Origin of the sequence: Erwinia sp. MYb375 (assembly GCF_037479175.1) — a bacterium.
Taxonomy (GTDB): Bacteria; Pseudomonadota; Gammaproteobacteria; order Enterobacterales; family Enterobacteriaceae; genus Erwinia; species Erwinia rhapontici.
On sequence record NZ_JBBGZS010000010.1, the window covers coordinates 35,323 to 53,572 of the forward strand.

The 18,250-nt window shown below is 54.7% G+C and carries 19 protein-coding genes; 5 read left to right on the forward strand and 14 right to left on the reverse strand.

The features are described from left to right. The 4 genes from tusC to fkpA form a co-directional block, all read right to left on the reverse strand. Nucleotides 1-360 carry a sulfurtransferase complex subunit TusC gene (gene tusC, locus WH279_RS00220; protein WP_339454511.1) on the reverse strand — a complete coding sequence of 120 codons (360 nt, stop codon included), beginning with the start codon at nucleotides 358-360 and terminating at the stop codon, nucleotides 1-3. Beyond that, complete coding sequence (gene tusD, locus WH279_RS00225) at nucleotides 360-746, reverse strand: sulfurtransferase complex subunit TusD (protein WP_200644198.1); 387 nt, start codon at nucleotides 744-746, stop codon at nucleotides 360-362. The genes tusC and tusD overlap by 1 nt, the downstream gene beginning before the upstream one ends. After that, nucleotides 746-1,468: a helix-turn-helix transcriptional regulator gene (locus tag WH279_RS00230; RefSeq protein ID WP_200644199.1), complete on the reverse strand. Its 723-nt coding sequence runs from the start codon at nucleotides 1,466-1,468 to the stop codon at nucleotides 746-748. The genes tusD and WH279_RS00230 overlap by 1 nt, the downstream gene beginning before the upstream one ends. Before the next feature lie 199 nt (nucleotides 1,469-1,667). Further along, the gene (fkpA, locus tag WH279_RS00235) at nucleotides 1,668-2,498 is read right to left on the reverse strand and encodes an FKBP-type peptidyl-prolyl cis-trans isomerase (protein ID WP_339454516.1); all 831 of its coding nucleotides are present in this window, start codon (nucleotides 2,496-2,498) and stop codon (nucleotides 1,668-1,670) included. 291 nt (nucleotides 2,499-2,789) lie between these two features. On the opposite strand from fkpA, the gene WH279_RS00240 reads away from it, so the two are divergent. Beyond that, entirely contained in the window at nucleotides 2,790-3,008 is a 219-nt protein-coding gene (locus tag WH279_RS00240; protein WP_133846695.1) for a SlyX family protein, read from the forward strand. A gap of 199 nt (nucleotides 3,009-3,207) precedes the next feature. Here the strand turns inward: WH279_RS00240 and slyD are convergent, their stop codons facing one another. From slyD to kefG, 4 genes are all read right to left on the reverse strand, one after another. After that, nucleotides 3,208-3,756 (reverse strand): peptidylprolyl isomerase, encoded by a 549-nt coding sequence (gene slyD / locus WH279_RS00245; protein WP_133846694.1) that lies wholly within the window; start codon nucleotides 3,754-3,756, stop codon nucleotides 3,208-3,210. Nucleotides 3,757-3,894: 138 nt separating this feature from the next. Then, the gene (locus tag WH279_RS00250; protein WP_133846693.1) at nucleotides 3,895-4,089 is read right to left on the reverse strand and encodes a YheV family putative zinc ribbon protein; all 195 of its coding nucleotides are present in this window, start codon (nucleotides 4,087-4,089) and stop codon (nucleotides 3,895-3,897) included. A 63-nt stretch (nucleotides 4,090-4,152) separates the two neighbouring features. Further along, nucleotides 4,153-5,958 (reverse strand): glutathione-regulated potassium-efflux system protein KefB, encoded by a 1,806-nt coding sequence (kefB, locus tag WH279_RS00255; protein ID WP_200644201.1) that lies wholly within the window; start codon nucleotides 5,956-5,958, stop codon nucleotides 4,153-4,155. Continuing rightward, nucleotides 5,959-6,510, reverse strand: a complete 552-nt coding sequence (kefG, locus tag WH279_RS00260) for a glutathione-regulated potassium-efflux system ancillary protein KefG (protein WP_200644203.1) — start codon at nucleotides 6,508-6,510, stop codon at nucleotides 5,959-5,961. It abuts the gene before it with no gap. Between the two features lie 125 nt (nucleotides 6,511-6,635). Here kefG and WH279_RS00265 point away from each other — a divergent pair, with 125 nt between their 5' ends. Beyond that, a complete protein-coding gene (locus WH279_RS00265) occupies nucleotides 6,636-8,537 on the forward strand; it encodes an ABC transporter ATP-binding protein (protein WP_200644202.1) in 1,902 nt (633 codons plus the stop codon). 287 nt (nucleotides 8,538-8,824) lie between these two features. Here WH279_RS00265 and WH279_RS00270 read toward each other — a convergent pair whose 3' ends face one another. Together WH279_RS00270 and prs are read right to left on the reverse strand one after the other, a co-directional pair. Further along, nucleotides 8,825-10,312, reverse strand: a complete 1,488-nt coding sequence (locus WH279_RS00270) for a nicotinate phosphoribosyltransferase (RefSeq protein WP_339454524.1) — start codon at nucleotides 10,310-10,312, stop codon at nucleotides 8,825-8,827. Next, complete coding sequence (prs, locus tag WH279_RS00275; protein WP_339454526.1) at nucleotides 10,302-11,177, reverse strand: ribose-phosphate diphosphokinase; 876 nt, start codon at nucleotides 11,175-11,177, stop codon at nucleotides 10,302-10,304. The genes WH279_RS00270 and prs overlap by 11 nt, the downstream gene beginning before the upstream one ends. Nucleotides 11,178-11,391: 214 nt before the next feature. Here prs and WH279_RS00280 point away from each other — a divergent pair, with 214 nt between their 5' ends. Further along, nucleotides 11,392-12,117 (forward strand): NUDIX hydrolase, encoded by a 726-nt coding sequence (locus WH279_RS00280; protein WP_339454889.1) that lies wholly within the window; start codon nucleotides 11,392-11,394, stop codon nucleotides 12,115-12,117. A 74-nt stretch (nucleotides 12,118-12,191) separates the two neighbouring features. Here the strand turns inward: WH279_RS00280 and tauD are convergent, their stop codons facing one another. From tauD to tauA, 4 genes are read right to left on the reverse strand one after another with little or no spacing between them, the layout of a single operon-like run. Then, nucleotides 12,192-13,031 (reverse strand): taurine dioxygenase, encoded by an 840-nt coding sequence (tauD, locus tag WH279_RS00285; RefSeq protein ID WP_339454528.1) that lies wholly within the window; start codon nucleotides 13,029-13,031, stop codon nucleotides 12,192-12,194. Continuing rightward, a complete protein-coding gene (gene tauC, locus WH279_RS00290; RefSeq protein ID WP_339454530.1) occupies nucleotides 13,028-13,855 on the reverse strand; it encodes a taurine ABC transporter permease TauC in 828 nt (275 codons plus the stop codon). Before tauC ends, tauD begins: the two co-directional genes overlap by 4 nt. After that, nucleotides 13,852-14,619 (reverse strand): taurine ABC transporter ATP-binding subunit, encoded by a 768-nt coding sequence (gene tauB, locus WH279_RS00295; protein ID WP_339454532.1) that lies wholly within the window; start codon nucleotides 14,617-14,619, stop codon nucleotides 13,852-13,854. The genes tauC and tauB overlap by 4 nt, the downstream gene beginning before the upstream one ends. Before the next feature lie 14 nt (nucleotides 14,620-14,633). After that, the gene (gene tauA / locus WH279_RS00300; protein WP_339454534.1) at nucleotides 14,634-15,611 is read right to left on the reverse strand and encodes a taurine ABC transporter substrate-binding protein; all 978 of its coding nucleotides are present in this window, start codon (nucleotides 15,609-15,611) and stop codon (nucleotides 14,634-14,636) included. A gap of 285 nt (nucleotides 15,612-15,896) precedes the next feature. Between tauA and WH279_RS00305 the strand changes: the two genes are divergently transcribed. Continuing rightward, nucleotides 15,897-17,012, forward strand: coding sequence for a toxic anion resistance protein (locus WH279_RS00305; protein WP_339454536.1), 1,116 nt, complete (start codon nucleotides 15,897-15,899; stop codon nucleotides 17,010-17,012). 3 nt (nucleotides 17,013-17,015) lie between these two features. Beyond that, nucleotides 17,016-18,197: a hypothetical protein gene (locus WH279_RS00310; RefSeq protein ID WP_339454538.1), complete on the forward strand. Its 1,182-nt coding sequence runs from the start codon at nucleotides 17,016-17,018 to the stop codon at nucleotides 18,195-18,197. Nucleotides 18,198-18,250 lie beyond the last annotated feature (53 nt).

An 18,250-nucleotide genomic window follows, 5' to 3' on the forward strand; every position in this document is an offset into this window, starting at 1 on the left:
CTAAAAGGTCATGACCCGGTCATAATCATTCAGCTTGGCACGAAGGGCATCCGGGGCCAGGACTTCAGCCGCCAGCACCCGCACTGCATCAGAAATCATACCGCGCTCTGCCAGTGCTGCTGCGCACAGATAACAACGATCAATGTCATACAGCGGCAACACACCAAATGTTACGATATAGTCACGCGCCAAAATCCGCTGCGGCTGCTGGCCTTGAGTGAGTTGCAGCACACCATCGCTGACAAAAAAAAGTGCAATTTCATCGCTGAGCGCTGACGTGGCTAACACCGCATCCAGCCCTTCACGGCCGGCACTGGAACCATGCGGCCCCTGAGTGAATACAAATGCAATGCGCGCCATCAGAACTGCACCAGACGATCGCAGGTCAACGCGGCTTCAGCTAGCGCCCCTAACCCCGAGAGCTGAAACCCGTCTGCCAGATTGGCGACAGGCAGCCCCAGATTGGTGGCTTCCTGCTGGTCGGTAATGCCACGGCGCAGGGCAGCAGCCACGCAGATATTCAGCGTCACGCCCTGTTTCTGCTGCAATGATTGCCAATGACGGGTGAGGTCGAACTCATCGCTGGCGGGGGCATTGAGCAAGCTGGCATTCAGGACCCCTTCACGGTAGAAGAAAACACTGTCAAGCGTATGTCCCTGTTCCAACAGAGCATTAGCAAACAGCCAGGCACTGCTTGCCTGCTGCGTGCCATAGGCTGGCCCGGTGACCAGCAGGCAGAAACGCATTACTTATCCTGCCCGTGGAAATCGCCATTTTTAAACTGACGGATGTAGAGATAGACAGTGTGCTTGGAGATATTGAGACGATCCGCCACCTGATTGATGGCATCTTTGATATCAAAGATGCCCTTCTCATACATATTGAGTACAATCTGGCGATTTTTGGCATTATTCGATACGTTACGGTCGGCACTGACTTCCTCAATCGTAAACTCCAGCGTCTGCATTACCAGGTCCTCCACCGAGGAGGCAAAGTTCACTGAGGAGGCTACTTCCTGAGTTTCCGGTGGCATAAACGTCGCCATAATCTGCGAGAAAGGCACATCAAGGTTCATGTTGATGCACAGCAGACCAATCACACGCTGATCGCGATTACGAATGGCAATCGTCACCGACTTCATCAGCACACCGCTTTTCGCCCGGGTAAAATAGGCTTTGGAAACGTTACTGTCCGCCCCGGTCATATCATGCAGCATACGCAGGGCAAGATCGGTAATCGGTGAGCCGATTTTACGCCCGGTATGTTCCCCGTTAGCAATGCGTACAGCAGAACACTTCAGATCCTCCAGCGAGTGCAGAACGATCTCACAGTGCGAGCCAATCAGCATCGCGAGGCCATCAACAACGGACTCGTAAGATTTTAAAATTTCGAAATCACCGGGCGTAAAGGGGTGCTGCTCCAGCAGCTCCGAATCCGCAACATCACCGGAGAAAAGTGAATTAGACATCAACGACACCACCCTTTGACAAGAGCCTGTCACACGGCGCCAGGGCAGACTCATTCTTATTAATTGCGCGCGGGTTAGTCTAGCAAATATGGGAAAGGCGTGTCCCGCCCTTTGTCGTTAAATACAACCTGGCGCAAAGAAGAAGTGAAAACAGGGGGTAAAGCAAAAAAAACGCCACCCGAAGGTGGCGATTATCAGACTATTTCTTGGCTTTCGCATCAGCCGCGGCCGGGGCCGCCTGCTCGGCGTTATCATCCGCTTTCGCTGCTGGTTTGATGTCGAGCAGTTCAACATCGAAGACCAGGGTGGAGTTAGCCGGGATGCCCGGAACGCCATTTTTACCGTAAGCCAGATTCGGTGGGATCACCAGCTTGATCTTGCCACCTTTTTTAACGTGCTTCAGACCTTCGGTCCAACCCGGGATAACACCATCCAGACGGAATGACAGTGGCTCACCACGGGTGTAAGAGTTGTCGAACTCAGTACCGTCAATGAGCGTACCTTTGTAGTTCACAACAACGGTGTCGCTGTCTTTTGGCACATCACCCGTCCCTTCTTTCTCTACCTGGTAGAGCAGACCGGTTTCAGTTTTCTTCACGCCTTTTTCTTTCGCGAATTTCGCCGCATAAGCATCACCTTTCGTGGTGTTCTCTTTTGCGTCTTTTTCCATCTTCGCCTGCGCTGCACCTTTCACACGACCTTCGAAAGATTGCAGTGTTTGTTCAATTTCCTGGTCAGAAAGCTTGCTCTTACCGGCAAACGCGTCCTGCACACCCGCGATAAGCTGGTCTTTATCCAGTGCGATACCCAGTTTTTCCTGCTCCTTCAGGGAGTTCTCCATGTAGCGACCCAAAGACGCGCCCAGTGCATAAGCTGACTGCTGGTCGTCATTTTTGAATGCGGCATTTTTTGGCGCCTGCTGCTGTGCAGTCGGCTTAACCGGAACAGCATCAGCAGCCATAACCAGTGGAGCATTCAGTGCAACAGCCATAGTGGTAGCTAACATTGTGACTTTAAACAGTGATTTCATCCATTTCTCCAAAACCGAAGCATCTCACCTCGGAAATCGTTTGCAGACCTGCGGTCTGTAATATAGCCGGGGGCGGGATCACAAAACAATCTCGCCATAAAAACTCGAAGTTAACTTCCGACCGCGTGATTATCCGAAAGTTTCAACACAAGGAATGGTGATTCGTTCGCGCCTTTTCAACCTCTGGCGGCCAATTTACGCCAATACTCTTACTTCTACCTGCATTTTACCGTTAGAATCGGACAATTCGCGAGCCCGGAAGACGGGCCGGTAGTAACAAGAGGAAACAGAATGCAACAATCACTGCTGGAGCAACGGCTGGAGATAATGGAGAGTAAGCTGGCGTTCCAGGAGCACACCATTGAGGAACTTAACCTGACGGTGGTGCAACACGAGCTGGAAATGGCCCGACTGCGTGAACTGATGCGTCTACTGACCGACAAGCTCAAAGCCGCCGCGCCATCGATGCTTGCGGATCCGTCTGAAGAGACTCCTCCACCTCACTATTGACACCCGGTCGAGGCATGCCTCGACCCTACGTTGATTCTTCGCAAGGCTCGGCATGGGTGCTTCGTAGGAGGTGGGCATGTCCGCCCCAATTCTCTCAGACAAAGCAAAAAGGCCACCCGAAGGTGACCTTTTATCGCTGATATTCCTCAGTATGTCGTGCGATAGCCAACGCAGCTACAGCACGAAAGACGACGGAATATTAGTGGCTGCAGCCGCAACCGCCAGTCCCACAACCGCCCTGACCATGGTCGTGATCATGGTCATGGTCATGGTGATGGCCGTCTTCGCCGTGAACGTGGCCATGGGCCAGTTCTTCTTCCGTTGCTTCGCGAATAGCGATAACTTCAACGTTAAAGTTCAGGTTCTGACCTGCCAGCATGTGGTTACCATCAACCACTACGTGCTCATCTTCCACTTCGGTAATTTCTACCGGCACTGGACCCTGGTCGGTTTCTGCCAGGAAGCGCATGCCAACCTGCAGTTCATCAACACCCATGAATACGTCTTTTGGGACGCGTTGTACCAGATTGTCATCGTAGGCACCGTACGCATCGTTTGACTCGATATTCACATCAAACTTATCGCCGACCACATGATCTTCCAGTGCTTTTTCCAGCCCGGAGATCAGGGAACCATGACCGTGCAGGTAGTCCAGCGGTGCACTCACCGGAGACTCATCAACCAACACACCGTCTTCTGTACGTACCTGGTATGCCAGGCTGACCACGAGGTCTTTTGCTACTTTCATGATTACTCCTAACCGTTGAGAGCTTGAGCCCTGATTCATTGACTGCCATTGTCAGCCTTAATGGCTCTAAGTGGCGACGATTGTATCGAATTTCAATGCGGCTGTAAGGAACAACGTAAAAAAAGCTGAATCAGCGCGTTACTCAGGGTGGAAAATACCGATAACTTGCTCATTTTCGCGCACCTGCTCACGAGCCTGTTTATCGGCTTCCCGCATCTGATGGCCGCACTTCACGCACTCCACCACATCAATATTATTTTCCCGCCACAGGGCGAGTGTGTCTTTTGCCTGGCACTTTGGACAAGTCGCACCAGCGATAAAACGTTTACGCATAGTTTTATTCCATAGGAAATTTGGCGTTATCGGCGATGAGCGTTCGATTACGATAGCTAAAAATTAATCCGCCTCATCCCAGCCATCATATTGCCGCTTCTCATGCTGCATTTCGGCCTGGAAGATATCTTCCAGCTCGCGTCTGGCCTCTTTCACTCTTGAAATCTGCTGGCTGTCAGTATGATTCGGCATCAGCTCACGCAACATTCGCATATCCAGACGGCGGAAATGTTGCTGGGCACGGAACGCCTGATGCGGATGCATACCCAGCGTCATCAGAGTCTTACGCCCCAGTTCCAGCGCACTGCTGAACGTTTCACGGGAGAACTGCGTCACCCCCGCCTGCAACAGTTCATGTGCTTCAACACGGCCACGTGCACGCGCCAAGATCTGCAAGTGCGGGAAATGATGCTGACACAGATGAACGATCTCCATCGCATCTTCCGGGCCGTTGCAGGTTATCACGATAGACTGCGCCGTTTCTGCTCCCGCGGCACGTAATAACTCCAGCTCTGTGGCATCACCGTAATACACTTTGTAACCATATTTACGCATCAGGCTGACTGCACTGATATCTCGTTCGAGTACCGTAATGCGCTTTTCATTGGCCATCAACAAACGCGCCACAACCTGACCGAAGCGACCAAAGCCCACTACAATCACCTGAGGCTTATCGTCTTCAACAAACGGTTTTTCCTGGTTGTCATCCACTTCATTAAAGCGACGCTCAAGGATTTTATCCACGCCCTGCATCAACAGCGGAGTGGTCATCATCGACAACGTGACCGTGACCAGCAGCAATGGCATCTGATCGCCACTGAACAGCTTCGCTGACGCTGCCGCAGAGAACAACACGAAAGCAAATTCCCCGCCCTGGCTGAGCACCCCGGCAAACTGCAACCGCTCGGAGCTGCGCAGACCATAGATGCGTGACAGCAGATACAGCACCGCCGTTTTCACCGCCACCAGAGTCACAACACCTATCAGAATCTCAACAATATGGGTATAGAGCACACCGAGGTTTAACGCCATACCAACCGAGATAAAGAACAATCCGAGCAGCAACCCTTTAAAGGGATCGATGGCAATTTCCAGCTCGTGTCGGTACTCACTTTCCGCCAGCAGGATACCGGCAATAAAGGTGCCCAACGCCATGGACAGCCCGAGCGCATCCATAAACAGCGCCGATCCGAGCACCAGTAACAGCGCCGCCGCCGTAAAGACTTCGCGTACACCGGAAGCCGCAATAAAACGAAAAATGGGCCGCAGCAGATAGCGTCCACCCACCAGCATCCCGCCAAAGGCCAGTACTTTCATACCGACCTTCATCCAGTCGGTGTGACCACTGTCGCCGCCTGCCAGCAGCGGTACCAGCGCCAGCGCTGGGATCACTGCCAGATCCTGGAACAGCAACACGGAAAAACCGAGCTGGCCTGACTCATTGCGGTTCATCGCTTTGTCGCGCATGAGCTGCAACGCCATTGCCGTTGAAGACATCGCCAGGCCGATCCCGCCAATAGTGGCCGCCTGCCAGGAGAAATCGGTCAGCCACAACAGCCCGCCCAGCACCAGCGCACTGAGGATCACCTGAGCAGCACCGACACCAAATATCGAACGTCGCAGCTCCCATAGTTTGGAGGGTTTCAACTCCAGCCCGATGATAAACATCAGGAACACCACGCCCAGCTCGGAGAAGTGCAGGATCTCATCGACGTCGCTGATGAAACCCAATCCCCAGGGCCCGATAGCGATCCCCGCCAGCAAATACCCCAGCACCGCGCCGATCCCCAGGCGAGCGGCGATTGGCACTGCAATCACCGCCGCAAACAGATACACCACGCCTGCGGTCAGAAGACTTTGACCTTCCATCTACACTCCTCCGTGTGGCAACGGGTTTGACAACCAGTCACCATAGGCACGGGCATAATTTTTCATCACATCAGCGGACTGGCGCCGCGCCCAGTAAATGATCATGGGCGTCATCCAGTGCATATTGCACATCTGTGCGGTCAATTCGAACGGACGCATAATGTCCGACATCGGGTAGCGGTTCAGCCCTTCCTGATGGTAAGCCGCTTCCGGTTCCCCAGTTGTGATCACGCTGCGCCAGTATTTGCCTTCCAGCACGTTACCGCCCACCCCGCTGGCAAAGCCACGGGACAAGACGCGATCCAGCCACTCTTTCAGCAGCGCCGGGCAGCTGTAAGTGTAAAGAGGATGTTGAAAAACGATGATGTCGTGGTCGCGCAGCAGTTGCTGCTCACGATGAATATCAATAAAAAAATCCGGATAGTGTGCGTACAAATCGTGCACCGTCACATTGTCAAGATGACGGGCCGGCTGCAACAAAACGCGATTAGCAATCGAATCCTGAGACTCCGGATGGGCGTACAACAGCAGGACTTTAGGCGGCTGCGACATCATTCCCCTCCAAATCGTCGTCATGGCGGGATATTTCCGCTACCATGCTCGACGCAACGGAACTATGTGATTCCGAAAACTGATTATGATGGTGTAATTTAACATACTCTGAACTTACGGCGCTTATGATTGTATTCTCCTCGTTACAAATTCGTCGCGGTGTCCGCGTCCTGCTCGACAATGCAACGGCCACGATCAATCCCGGCCAGAAAGTGGGCCTGGTGGGCAAAAATGGCTGCGGCAAATCGACGCTGCTGGCCCTGCTAAAAAACGAGATAAGCGCCGATGCCGGCAGCTTCAGTTACCCGGGTAACTGGTCACTGGCGTGGGTCAATCAGGAGACCCCGGCGCTGGACATTCCGGCCATTGAGTATGTTATCGATGGTGACCGCGAATTTCGTCAGCTTGAATCTGAATTAGCCCATGCGAATGAAATTAACGATGGTCATGCCATCGCCACGCTGCATGGCAAACTGGATGCTGTTCAGGCGTGGACCATTCAGTCACGCGCCGCCAGTCTGCTGGATGGCCTCGGTTTCAGCCAGGAACAATTACAGCGCCCGGTGAGTGATTTCTCTGGCGGCTGGCGTATGCGCCTTAACCTTGCGCAGGCGCTGATCTGCCGCTCAGACCTTCTGCTGCTGGATGAACCGACCAACCACCTTGATCTTGATGCCGTGATCTGGCTGGAACGCTGGCTGAAAAGCTACAGTGGTACGCTGATCCTGATCTCGCACGATCGGGACTTCCTTGACCCGGTGGTCGACAAGATCCTGCACATCGAGCAGCAGTCCATCTTCGAGTACACCGGCAACTACAGCTCGTTCGAAATCCAGCGTGCGACCAAGCTTTCACAACAGCAGTCGATGTTCGAACATCAGCAGCAAAAAGTGGCGCACCTGCAAAGCTTTATCGATCGGTTTAAAGCGAAAGCCAGCAAGGCGAAACAGGCGCAGAGCCGCATCAAAATGCTGGAACGTATGGAGCTTATCGCCCCGGCTCACGTTGATAACCCGTTTACCTTCAGCTTCCGCGAACCTGAAAGCCTGCCGAATCCCCTGTTGAAAATGGAAAAAGTCAGCGCGGGTTATGGCGACAGAAAAATCCTTAACTCGATCAAACTCAACCTGGTGCCCGGCTCACGTATTGGTCTGCTGGGGCGTAACGGTGCGGGTAAATCGACGCTGATTAAGCTGTTGGCCGGTGAACTGGCCCCGCTGGAAGGTGATATCGGCCTGTCGAAAGGCATCAAGCTTGGCTACTTCGCCCAGCATCAGCTGGAGTTTTTACGCGCCGATGAGTCCCCCATTCAGCACCTGGTGCGCCTGGCACCGAAAGTGCTTGAACAACAGCTGCGCGACTATCTTGGCGGCTTTGGCTTCCAGGGCGATAAAGTCACGGAAGAAACACGCCGTTTCTCCGGTGGCGAGAAAGCGCGTCTGGTACTGGCCTTAGTGGTCTGGCAACGTCCGAACCTGCTGCTGCTGGATGAACCGACAAACCATCTTGACCTCGATATGCGTCAGGCGCTGACCGAGGCGCTGATCGATTTCGAAGGCGCACTGGTCGTTGTGTCGCATGACCGCCACCTGCTGCGTTCGACCACCGACGATCTCTACCTGGTGCACGATGGCAAAGTCGAAGCCTTTGAAGGAGACCTGGAAGATTATCAGCAGTGGCTGAGCGATCTGCAACGTCAGACCAGCGCAGAGGCCGCCCCGAAAGCCGACAGCGCCAACAGCGCTCAGGCCCGTAAAGACCAGAAACGCCGCGATGCAGAACTGCGCACCCAGACTCAGCCACTGCGTAAGCAAATTGAGAAACTGGAAAAGCAGATGGAGAAGCACAATGCCCAGTTGGCTGACGCCGAAAATAAACTGTCTGACAGCGCCATTTACGAACAGAGCCGCAAAGCCGATCTGACCGCTGCACTGCAACAGCAGGCAACGGCGAAATCAGCATTGGAAGAGTGTGAAATGGAATGGCTGGAAGCGCAGGAAGAATTAGAGTCGATCATGAACGCCTGATGCAGCAGTCCGGGCGCGGCATGCCACGCCCCTACGACACTGATTTTCCGGGATGGCGTACTCTGGGACAAAACCGGGCGCGGCATGCCACGCCCCTACGACACTGATTTATCGGGATAACGCACTCTGGGACACAACCGGGCGCGGCATGCTATGCCCCTACGACACTAATTTTCCGGGATGGCGCACTCTGGGACACAACCGGGCGCGGCATGCCATGCCCCTACGACACTGATTTTCCGGGATGGCGCATTCGTAGGGGTCGGGCATGCCCGACCCGCGTCCCGTTACTCCGCCGCCAGACGCTGGCGCAGCGTGGTCAGGTCCTCCACGTTATACAGCTTTCCATCCAGGAAACGGATTTTCAGCTCCCCGCCCTGCTCCTGCTGCCAGCTCTGACCGTCCAGCAGCCGATATTTCCCTTCATCATCTTTTTCCACCCGTAACAGGCCCCGCGCAGAGTTTTTCATGCCGTTGTCCGTTTTAGGCTGTTTGAAGATCTCACGTCCCTCACCGTTCACTTCACCATAGGTCGCTTTCATCGCGAAACCAAAGGTGTCACGCGTGTTGTACTGGTAAGTATAAGACCCGACGCCGAACACCACATTGCTGCTGGCAAAACCTTTGGCCTCCAGACGGCTCAGGATCAGATTGGCGCGCTCAAGGGTAATCGAGTCGCCGTAGATCAGGCCAACATGCGGGTCCAGCACCTTGTAGCCCTTCGCATTAATCGTGCCGCCGAAGATCTCCCACAGCACTTCAACCGATCCTTTCTGCTGTGCACTGCGTGCCGGATCGCGGTCGGCATCGTCGCCGCTGCCGCACAGTATCTCCACCGGGTCACCGCTGTCAGGGCGGAACACCAGACGGCCTTCACGCGCCATGATCTCGGGTTTGAGCTCGCGGCTGTATTCGGTCAACACCTTCCAGTAATCCCAGGTATCGGACACCACCGAAACAAAGCCGGCCGGATAAAGCTCCGTCAGCAGACGACGGAAGGTGGCGATCTCACCCTGCTCTTCCCCCATGCACATCACGCTGTGCTCGGTGGCAGGAATACTCCCGGCAATAAACGTCCCTGCTGCCGGACGGTAGTACTGCTGCGCATAGAGAATAGAAGGCAGACTGTCAGTACCGGTAAAACTTAGCAGGTGGCCCACCCCCGATTGTGCAGCATCATGCAGGCCTGACATGCCGCGGAACGAGAAGTCATGACACTGAAAATCGACATGTGTCATATCGTCACAGGTCCGTTCCGCCCACTGCTGACAGATCTGGCGATAGTGGTGCGCCACGGTAGCATTGGTGGAAGACTTCCACAGCTCTGCCGACATCACGCTCTCAAGGTAGTTAACCAGCCAGAAAAACTCATCAACGGTATTGGTGATGGTCAGCACCGGAATTTTCATTGGAACTTTGCTGCCCTCATCCAGGCTTTTGATCGCCAGCGGCAAATAGCCCAGGCGATGCAGTGCGCGGATATGCTCCACGCTGACGCTATTTTTTCCCAGGTAGCTGTCCATCAGTTGCTGATACTCGCCCACCACCTGCTCTTCCGGCTGGGCAAAGAATTTGTCGTAAAACAAATCGACCATAAACCACTGTAAAAAACCCTGCAGGCCGAAAAACACCAGCGCATCATCCGCCAGCGGTGAGTGGAAATAACGATTTCCACGCGGGGTAAAGTTGGAGTACACGCGGTTCGTTCCCGCCGGGTACTGTTCGCGATGTGTGGTTTTGTAGCCGTCGATAGCCAGAATCGGATTAATTTGCATGGGATGCTCCTTCACTGCGGTAAATGGTGTCGATATCAATCAGTTCTACACGTTCCTGCGCCAGTTCATGTCCCGCCAGTGATGTGGTGGTCCAGATGCGGTCGATACCCTGGCTCAGCAGGTGATCCACTCCTTTGCTGAACAGCCCGTGCGTGACATACAGGCTGACCGAACGCGCACCGGCAGCACGTAACACCGCAGCTGAACCGATAAAGGTGCCCCCTGCATCGCAGAGGTCGTCAGCAATCAGCACATCCCGGTTCATCACATTGCCTTTCAACAGCTCGAATCCGCTCAGTGCACCGCTGGCAATATCACGGTGTTTGCCCAGAATGCCGTATTCCACGGCGTTAACCTGCTGCGCCAACGCATGCACCTTCTTCAACGCGCCCGCATCGGGCGCTACCAGCATCATGCCTTGCGCCAGTTCAGCCCGCAGTGTACGGCTGTGGATCAGAGCGCGATGCTGTGGGATCGCCACCAGACGGTCAACAACGCCTGCGGCCACATCGCTGTGCGGGTCAAGCACCACCACGCGGTCAAAGCACAGCTGATTAAGAAAACCGGCAAACACTTTCAACGCAAAACTGTCACCGTCACGCATGGTGCGGTCCTGGCGGGCATAGGGCAGCCACGGCAGCTCAAGAGTCGTCTGGCGCAGCAGGCAGCGCTGGCGTACCGCATCCAGCACCTGCGCGACCAGCATCAGGTCATCCAGAGTCTGCATCGCACTGGCACGCAGCGTCAGGGTGGTGGCCTGCGGATCAAGCGACGACAGCACACGTCCCCAGACCGCACCGTCAGGAAAACGGCCGCTTTCCAGCATGGCATCCTGACCATCGAGTGTTAATTGCAGTTTCATCATCGCAGACTCCTTTTTACCTATTAATGTCTCAGGGACATTTATATAATTGACCAAGAGACACTAATTAACAAGTAAAAAATAACTTGTGGCGAGAAAAACTAGTTAACACCATGATTTTAAATAAAATAAAACTCATCAAAAAAGGCGGCGTGATTGAATCATTACGCCGGGACTGGTAGTGTGTCCCAGCGACACTTCCTGCAGGAACCCTATGATGTCATCAGAAGAAGAGTATCTGGCGCAGTACGATGCCTCACGCTATGCCGCACCGCTTGTCACCGTCGACAGCGTGCTGTTTACCCTGTGGCAGGAACAGCTGTGCGTGTTACTGGTACAACGTGCTAATCATCCGCAACGCGGATGGTGGGGGCTACCGGGAGGGTTTATTGATATGCAACAGGATGAATCCACGCGAGCCACGGCGCTGCGTAAACTGCGTGAGAAAACCACGGTCAATCCTCCGTGGCTGGAACAACTAGCCACCTGGTCAGGGCCAGATCGTGATCCCCGCGGCTGGAGCCTGACCACCGCCTGGTATGCGCTGATCGCCGCGGAAAACTGCCGCGCAGAAAGTGAGGACGTGAGCGATGTGCAGTGGCAACCGCTGGCCGGGCTGGCACAGCGCAGCGATATCGCCTTTGACCACCAGCTGATTATTGCCGAAGCCCTGCAACGGCTGCGGCAAAAAACGCTCTACTCCCTGCTGCCCGTCTACTGCCTGCCTGCCGCCTTTACCCTCACCCAGCTGCAGGACGTGACCGAAACGATCCTCGACCGCCCGGTGCAGCGTAAAAGCCTGATCCGTCGTTTTGACGCCTCAGCGATGTTTGAGGAAACCGGGGAAAGCGTGGCAACAGGCGCACGCAAGGCCAAACTGTATCGCCTTAAGCCGGGTGCGGATGTTCATACCTTCTCCCGCAACCTGATGATCGACAATTAAAACGGGCTGTACCGGGCTGCGATTGTGTTACTGAGTCTCCTCGCGCCTTGTCTCGCTCCGTACAATCCGTTTTGTTAAAAGGGCTTGTCCCCTAATATCGTTGCTCTGTGCATGATGCGCCGTGCCGGTAAATAATCCGCATTGGCATAGTGCTGGGTCACGCGGTTATCCCAGATGGCCACATCACCCACCTGCCAGCGCCAGCGCACCTGGAAGTCAGGTTTGGTGACATGAGCAAACAGGAAGTGCAGCAGCGCATCACTCTCCTTCTCTGTCAGACCGACAATACGCGTGGTAAAGCCTTCATTAACAAATAACGCCTTTTTACCGCTGACCGGATGAGTGCGGATCACTGGATGTAACACGGGCGGATTCTTCGCCACCGCCTGCTGCCAGCGCTGATGTTCTTCCTCACTGCCGCGATATTTGTATTCCTGGAAGGCTTTGCGGAAATCATGCTCGGCCTGTAACCCGCCCAGCAGCACCTTTAACGGTTCAGACAGCGCGTTATACGCTACAATACCACTGGTCCACAGCGTATCCCCTCCGGTTTCGGGTAACTGCTTCGCCGCGAGGATCGCCCCGGCTGGAGGGGTTTCAATAAACGTCACATCGGTATGCCAGTTATCGTTATCCGGCGGGTTATCGTCATGGGTATCCAGCACGATAATCTCCTCCACATCCGGCGCATGCGGATAAACCGGGTGAATATGCAGGTCGCCAAACCGTGCCGCCAGCTGACGATGCTGCTGCGGGGTTAATGGCTGGTCACGCAGGAACAGAACCTGATGGCGGATCAGTGCATGATAAAGCTGCTCAAACTGGGCATCACTTAACGGGCGGGTCAAATCGACATCGCTGACCTGAGCACCAATATAAGGGCCAAGCGCCTTAATTTTAATACGTTCGTTCATTGTTGTACTCCATGCCAGGGGGTAAGGCGGCGCTGCAAGGCGCGTAGCCCCAGCTCCAGCGCAAAAGCTATCAGGGCGATCACCGAGATACCGGCCAGCACCACATCGGTGGCGAGAAACTCGCCAGCTGACTGCACCATAAAGCCCAGTCCGCGGGTGGCGGCGATCAGTTCAGCGGCCACCAGCGTCGACCAGCCGACGCCAAGACCAATACGAATACCTGTCAGGATCTCCGGCAGCGCGCCGGGTAGCACCACATACCACAGCACCTGCCAGCGGCTGGCACCGAGTGAGCGGGCGGCACGCAGACGGACCTGCTGAGCACTTTTTACCCCGGCCACCGCCGACATCGCTATCGGCGCAAAAATCGCCAGGTAGATCAGTAAAATTTTTGAGGTTTCGCCAATACCAAACCAGATCACCATCAGTGGCAAATAAGCCAGCGGCGGCACCGGACGGTACAGTTCAATCAGCGGGTCGAGAATGCCGCGCACGGTGTTATTCAGCCCCATAAAAATGCCCACCGGAACGCCAATCAACGTCGCGGCCACCAGCGCAATCACAATGCGCGTCAGGCTCGCACCCAAATGCTGCCACAGTGTGGCATCCATAAACCCGGCAGGGCTGGCGATGGTCAATAACTGGTGTAAGACCTTCTGCGGCGGCGGCAGAAACAGCGGTTCAATCAGCTGTAAGGCGGTAACCCCCCACCACACTGCAAGCAGCACCAGAAGTGTACCGACGCTGAGTGTCAGCTGACGCGACAGCGGCCAGCGCCATTTCACACGGCGCACCGTGCTTTTTTCGTTAATCAGGGAGCTCATGCAAATACCTCTCGCTGCTGAAACACCCGGCCGAGTACATATTCACGCCGTTCAATAAAGGCAGGATCGGATTTAATCGCGCGGCAGGCTTCCCCCGTCGCATAGCGGCGCCCAAAGTCGAGTGACAGGCGTTCGACAATACGGCCCGGCCCCGGAGACAGCAGGATCAGTTCGCTGGCGAGGAACACGGCTTCTTCAATATCGTGCGTAATCAACAGGATCTGTTTGCCACTGTCGCGCCATAATTTCAGCAGCAGCTCCTGCATCTGTTCGCGGGTAAACGCGTCAAGCGCGCCGAAGGGTTCATCCAGCAGCAGCAGACGCGGGTCAGCCGCCAGTGCGCGGGCAATGCCAACGCGCTGGCGCATACCGCCCGAAAGCTGCCAGATAAAGCGTTTTTCAGCACCCTCCAGCCCGACTTTTTTCAGCATCTGGCGTGCGATTGCCCGGCGGGCATTTTTTTCCACTCCTGCCAGCTGCAGCCCGAATGCGACGTTATCCAGTACATTGCGCCACGGCAGCAAGCCTTCATGCTGAAACACTACGCCCCGGTCGGCGCCCGGCCCGCTCACCGGCTGGCCGTCCAGCGTAATGCTGCCACCGTCTGCCGGAATAAATCCGGCAATCAGGTTCAGCAGCGTCGTCTTACCACAGCCCGATGGGCCCAGAACCACCACCAGCTCTCCATTGCCGATCGACAGGTTGATATCCTGTAATGCCAGTTGTCCTGCATAGCTGGCGCGAAGATGAGAGACTGACAGCATGGTTCTGGCTCCTGTTATTGTGCGAGGGGTTTCACAAAGCGGTCGGTGACATAGCTGCTGTAATCCGTTGCGATGTCCGGCACTTTGCCCTGCTCTTTCAGGAACTGGGCCGTATCCACAATCGCCTTGTTAACCGGGCCGTTAAGCTGCTCCACCTGCTGTTTCGCTGTCAGATAGGTATTTCCTTCCACCAGAACCGGAACGTCGGCATTCGGCACACCGCTGAAGCGCGACAGCTTGGTCAGGTTGTCTTCCTGCTTCAGCCACTGCTGCGGGTTATCAAGATAGGCTTTCTGCGCGTCCAGTGCGCTGCGGGCAAAGGCAGTCACCACTTCCGGATGCTGCTGGGCAAAGTCTTTACGCACTACCCACACATCCAGCGTTGGCGACCCCCATTTCCCGACTTGGGCGGAATCGGTCAGCACCTTGCCGTCTTTTTCCAGCTGATTCACCGCCGGTGCCCAGACGTAAGCACCATCGATGTCACCACGCTGCCAGGCTGCAAGAATGGCCGGGGGTTGCAGGTTAATAATCTGTACCTGGCCCGGCTTAATGTCCCAGTGCTTCAGCGACGCCAGCAGGCTGTAATGCGTGGTCGAAATAAAGGGCACGGCGATGCGCTTGCCAATCAGATCTTTAGGGCTTTTGATGTCCTTTTTCACCACCAGCGCTTCAGAGTTGCCCAGCTGGGAAGCCAGCAGGAACACTTCGATAGGCAGTTTTTGACTGGCGGCGACCGCCAGTGGGCTGGAACCGATATTGCCGATCTGTACGTCGCCGGAAGCCAGTGCGCGGATCACGCTGGAGCCGCTGTCGAATTTACGCCAGTCGACTTTCGCCCCGCTCTCTTTGGCAAAGGTGCCGTCAGCCTGAGCGACTTTTGCCGGTTCTGCTGATGTCTGATACGCGATGGTGACATCGACTGCCTGAACGCTGAGTGCTGTCAGTGACAATGCCGCTGCCAGAATTGAAAGTGTGAATTTACCCGCCATAGCCCGCTCCAGAGATTATTGTTATTGGTGAACACCTCCTTTGTAACCGGGCGCTACTATCGTAATAAAGTAATTAAAAATTCTTTTTTATATCAAAATTTGCTTAGGAAGAATTGTGAATTGATTTGCCAAAAAATGGTAAAAGCCTTAGTTAAGCGTATTTTCAGAATAAACTGGGTTTACACGTCGCGCATTTCCCCTGCACCACAGTATTTTTATAGACCGAATTTCCTGATACCTTAGCCCGCTTGATGATTCCCCCACTTTTGCACAAGGATACAAAATATGACGGAACATCCACTCAACGCAGAACTGACTGAAACATCCCTCACCAGGACACCCTTAACAGACGCCGAACAACAGCAGGTTACCGAGCTGATGGCGCAGATCGATATTAACGATCCGCTGATGGCGATTGCGTATGGGGCTAATACCATGAACAGCATTTCGCGCTTTTCCGAAATGTTAATGAGCGAAGTGCGGGCGAAAGATGCCGGTGAGATCGGCCAGCAGATCACCGATCTGCTGATGAAGGTAAAAAGCATCGACCCCGGCGTGCTGGGGCAAAAGAAAAGCTGGCTGGCCTCTGTCCCGGTACTGGGCAAACTGTTCAACAGTATGGAGCGCACGCTGCTGGAGTATCAGACGCTGACCCAGCAGGTCGATACTCTGACCGAAAAGTTACAGCAGGCTCAGCTCGCCCTGCTGCGTAATATCGCCACCCTTGAACAGCTGTTCCAGCGTAACCGCGAGTTCTTCCAGCAGATCAGCCTGCATATCATTGCGGGCAAGCAGAAGTTGCAACAGATCGAAGCAGGGATACTGGCTGACGCACAGAGTACGGCACAAAACAGCTGTGATGCGATGGATGCACAGCGCGTGCGTGACCTGCTGGAAGCAGTACAGCGCTTTGAGCGCCGCCTGCACGACCTGCTGCTGTCGCGAACCATTGCTATCCAGACCGCGCCGCAAGTTCGTCTGATGCAAAGCAACAGCCAGTCGCTGGCAGAGAAAATCCAGAGCAGCATTCTTTCGACCATTCCGATTTGGAAAAGTCAGATGGTGCTGGCTATCTCCCTGCATTCTCAGCGCCAGGCGGCTGCCCTGCAAAAAGAGGTGGCCGATACCACCAATCAGATGCTGAAACGCAACGCCGAGCTGTTGCAGAGCGGCAGTGTGGAAACTGCCACGCAGGTTGAGCGCTCAGTAGTGGATATCGAAACGCTGCGTGACGTGCAGTCGCGTCTGCTGACCACTCTGGAAGATACGCTGACCATTGCCTCTGATGCACGCACCCGCCGTCTGGAAGTTGAGCAGGAGCTGGTCGGGATGGAAACAGAGATGAAGCAACGCCTGGCGGTCATCAATAGCGGAAAAACTCCCGACATGAAGGTCGTTTAACTGATGAATATGGCTGAATTTAACCGCGTTTTTGCGCCAGATAATGAGATTAACGCGGGGGATAACAGGTTAAGCAGTTTCTATAAAAATTCCAAAGTGGTGAAACTCTTCTTTCACTTTGTGGTGCTGGCGGTTTCTGTCTGGTTCATCGACTTTACCCGTAACAATGACTGGTCTGCCGAGTATGTCAGACAACTGGCTGCCGACCCGAAGCTGGAAGGTGGCACGATCTTTATGGTATGGCCCAGCGCCGGAATGTTGCTGCATCTGTATATGTACCGCCGCCGCTGCTTTTACTGGAGCCTGCCCACTGGCATTCTATGGCTGTCGTATGGTGACCTTATTGCCGCCCCCTACTGGATGGCTGTCTTAGGTTATTTTCTGGCTGTTTTTATGCGCTTCAAATCATTCACTACCTTGCTGATTAGTTTGCTGATGCTGGGTGGAATGGTGTACTTCGTGACCTATATCGACGTCTGGCACGCGAACTTTTTCTACCTGCTGGCTGCCATTCTGTTCCTGGCTATCTGGATTGAAAAGAAGTCGGCCCGCACTGCGTTGAAGCAAAGCAGTAAAGCGATTCCTTCACGGCTTAATATGTTTAGCCGCGATCCTGACGAAGCGGAAGAGGTGGAAACAGACGACACAACGCCTCGTTTTCCCCCCAGACCACAGGCAGATGAGTCAGTGTGGGCACCGGGAGAGAAAGAAGCGCAGGAGTATGAGGAGCAAGCCCCGGAGCCACCTGCGCCGGAGGAAAAACCGGTCCTGACGACCGCTCAGCGTCCTTTCGCCGTGTACTGGCTCGAACTGCACAAACTGAAACAACACCCCGCGCTGCCTGCGTTATTGCAAAGTGAGCTGGACGGTGTGATGGGCTACGCTGAACGTATTCTCGATTGTATGCAGGACGATCCTAACGACGTCCAACCCGGCAGTGCCTTTCTGGATCGTTACCTGACGCAGGTCACAACGGTAGTGAAACGCGGCCTGTTACTCTCCGGCCAACTCAGCACACACGGCAAAACGCAGGAAGTGGAACAGCAGTGTTTGAATGCGTTACAAGCACTGAACTCCGCCTTTGCCCAGCAGCATTTGCGCCTGCTGGAAAACGATACACTGGCGTTCGAGACCGACCTCACCGTGCTGAACAGCCTGCTGAAAACCGATGGGTTTAAGCAGTAACCGGGCCGGGTATGCCCGGCCCCTACGGGAAATGGGGAATACCGCAGGTCCGA

Bases quoted from the DNA above. Each gene is read 5' to 3' on its own strand.
- tusC (WP_339454511.1), bottom strand. From the start codon at position 360: ATGGCGCGCATTGCATTTGTATTCACTCAGGGGCCGCATGGTTCCAGT.
- tusD (WP_200644198.1), bottom strand. From the start codon at position 746: ATGCGTTTCTGCCTGCTGGTCACCGGGCCAGCCTATGGCACGCAGCAG.
- WH279_RS00230 (WP_200644199.1), bottom strand. From the start codon at position 1,468: ATGTCTAATTCACTTTTCTCCGGTGATGTTGCGGATTCGGAGCTGCTG.
- fkpA (WP_339454516.1), bottom strand. From the start codon at position 2,498: ATGAAATCACTGTTTAAAGTCACAATGTTAGCTACCACTATGGCTGTT.
- WH279_RS00240 (WP_133846695.1), top strand. From the start codon at position 2,790: ATGCAACAATCACTGCTGGAGCAACGGCTGGAGATAATGGAGAGTAAG.
- slyD (WP_133846694.1), bottom strand. From the start codon at position 3,756: ATGAAAGTAGCAAAAGACCTCGTGGTCAGCCTGGCATACCAGGTACGT.
- WH279_RS00250 (WP_133846693.1), bottom strand. From the start codon at position 4,089: ATGCGTAAACGTTTTATCGCTGGTGCGACTTGTCCAAAGTGCCAGGCA.
- kefB (WP_200644201.1), bottom strand. From the start codon at position 5,958: ATGGAAGGTCAAAGTCTTCTGACCGCAGGCGTGGTGTATCTGTTTGCG.
- kefG (WP_200644203.1), bottom strand. From the start codon at position 6,510: ATGTCGCAGCCGCCTAAAGTCCTGCTGTTGTACGCCCATCCGGAGTCT.
- WH279_RS00265 (WP_200644202.1), top strand. From the start codon at position 6,636: ATGATTGTATTCTCCTCGTTACAAATTCGTCGCGGTGTCCGCGTCCTG.
- WH279_RS00270 (WP_339454524.1), bottom strand. From the start codon at position 10,312: ATGCAAATTAATCCGATTCTGGCTATCGACGGCTACAAAACCACACAT.
- prs (WP_339454526.1), bottom strand. From the start codon at position 11,177: ATGATGAAACTGCAATTAACACTCGATGGTCAGGATGCCATGCTGGAA.
- WH279_RS00280 (WP_339454889.1), top strand. From the start codon at position 11,392: ATGTCATCAGAAGAAGAGTATCTGGCGCAGTACGATGCCTCACGCTAT.
- tauD (WP_339454528.1), bottom strand. From the start codon at position 13,031: ATGAACGAACGTATTAAAATTAAGGCGCTTGGCCCTTATATTGGTGCT.
- tauC (WP_339454530.1), bottom strand. From the start codon at position 13,855: ATGAGCTCCCTGATTAACGAAAAAAGCACGGTGCGCCGTGTGAAATGG.
- tauB (WP_339454532.1), bottom strand. From the start codon at position 14,619: ATGCTGTCAGTCTCTCATCTTCGCGCCAGCTATGCAGGACAACTGGCA.
- tauA (WP_339454534.1), bottom strand. From the start codon at position 15,611: ATGGCGGGTAAATTCACACTTTCAATTCTGGCAGCGGCATTGTCACTG.
- WH279_RS00305 (WP_339454536.1), top strand. From the start codon at position 15,897: ATGACGGAACATCCACTCAACGCAGAACTGACTGAAACATCCCTCACC.
- WH279_RS00310 (WP_339454538.1), top strand. From the start codon at position 17,016: ATGAATATGGCTGAATTTAACCGCGTTTTTGCGCCAGATAATGAGATT.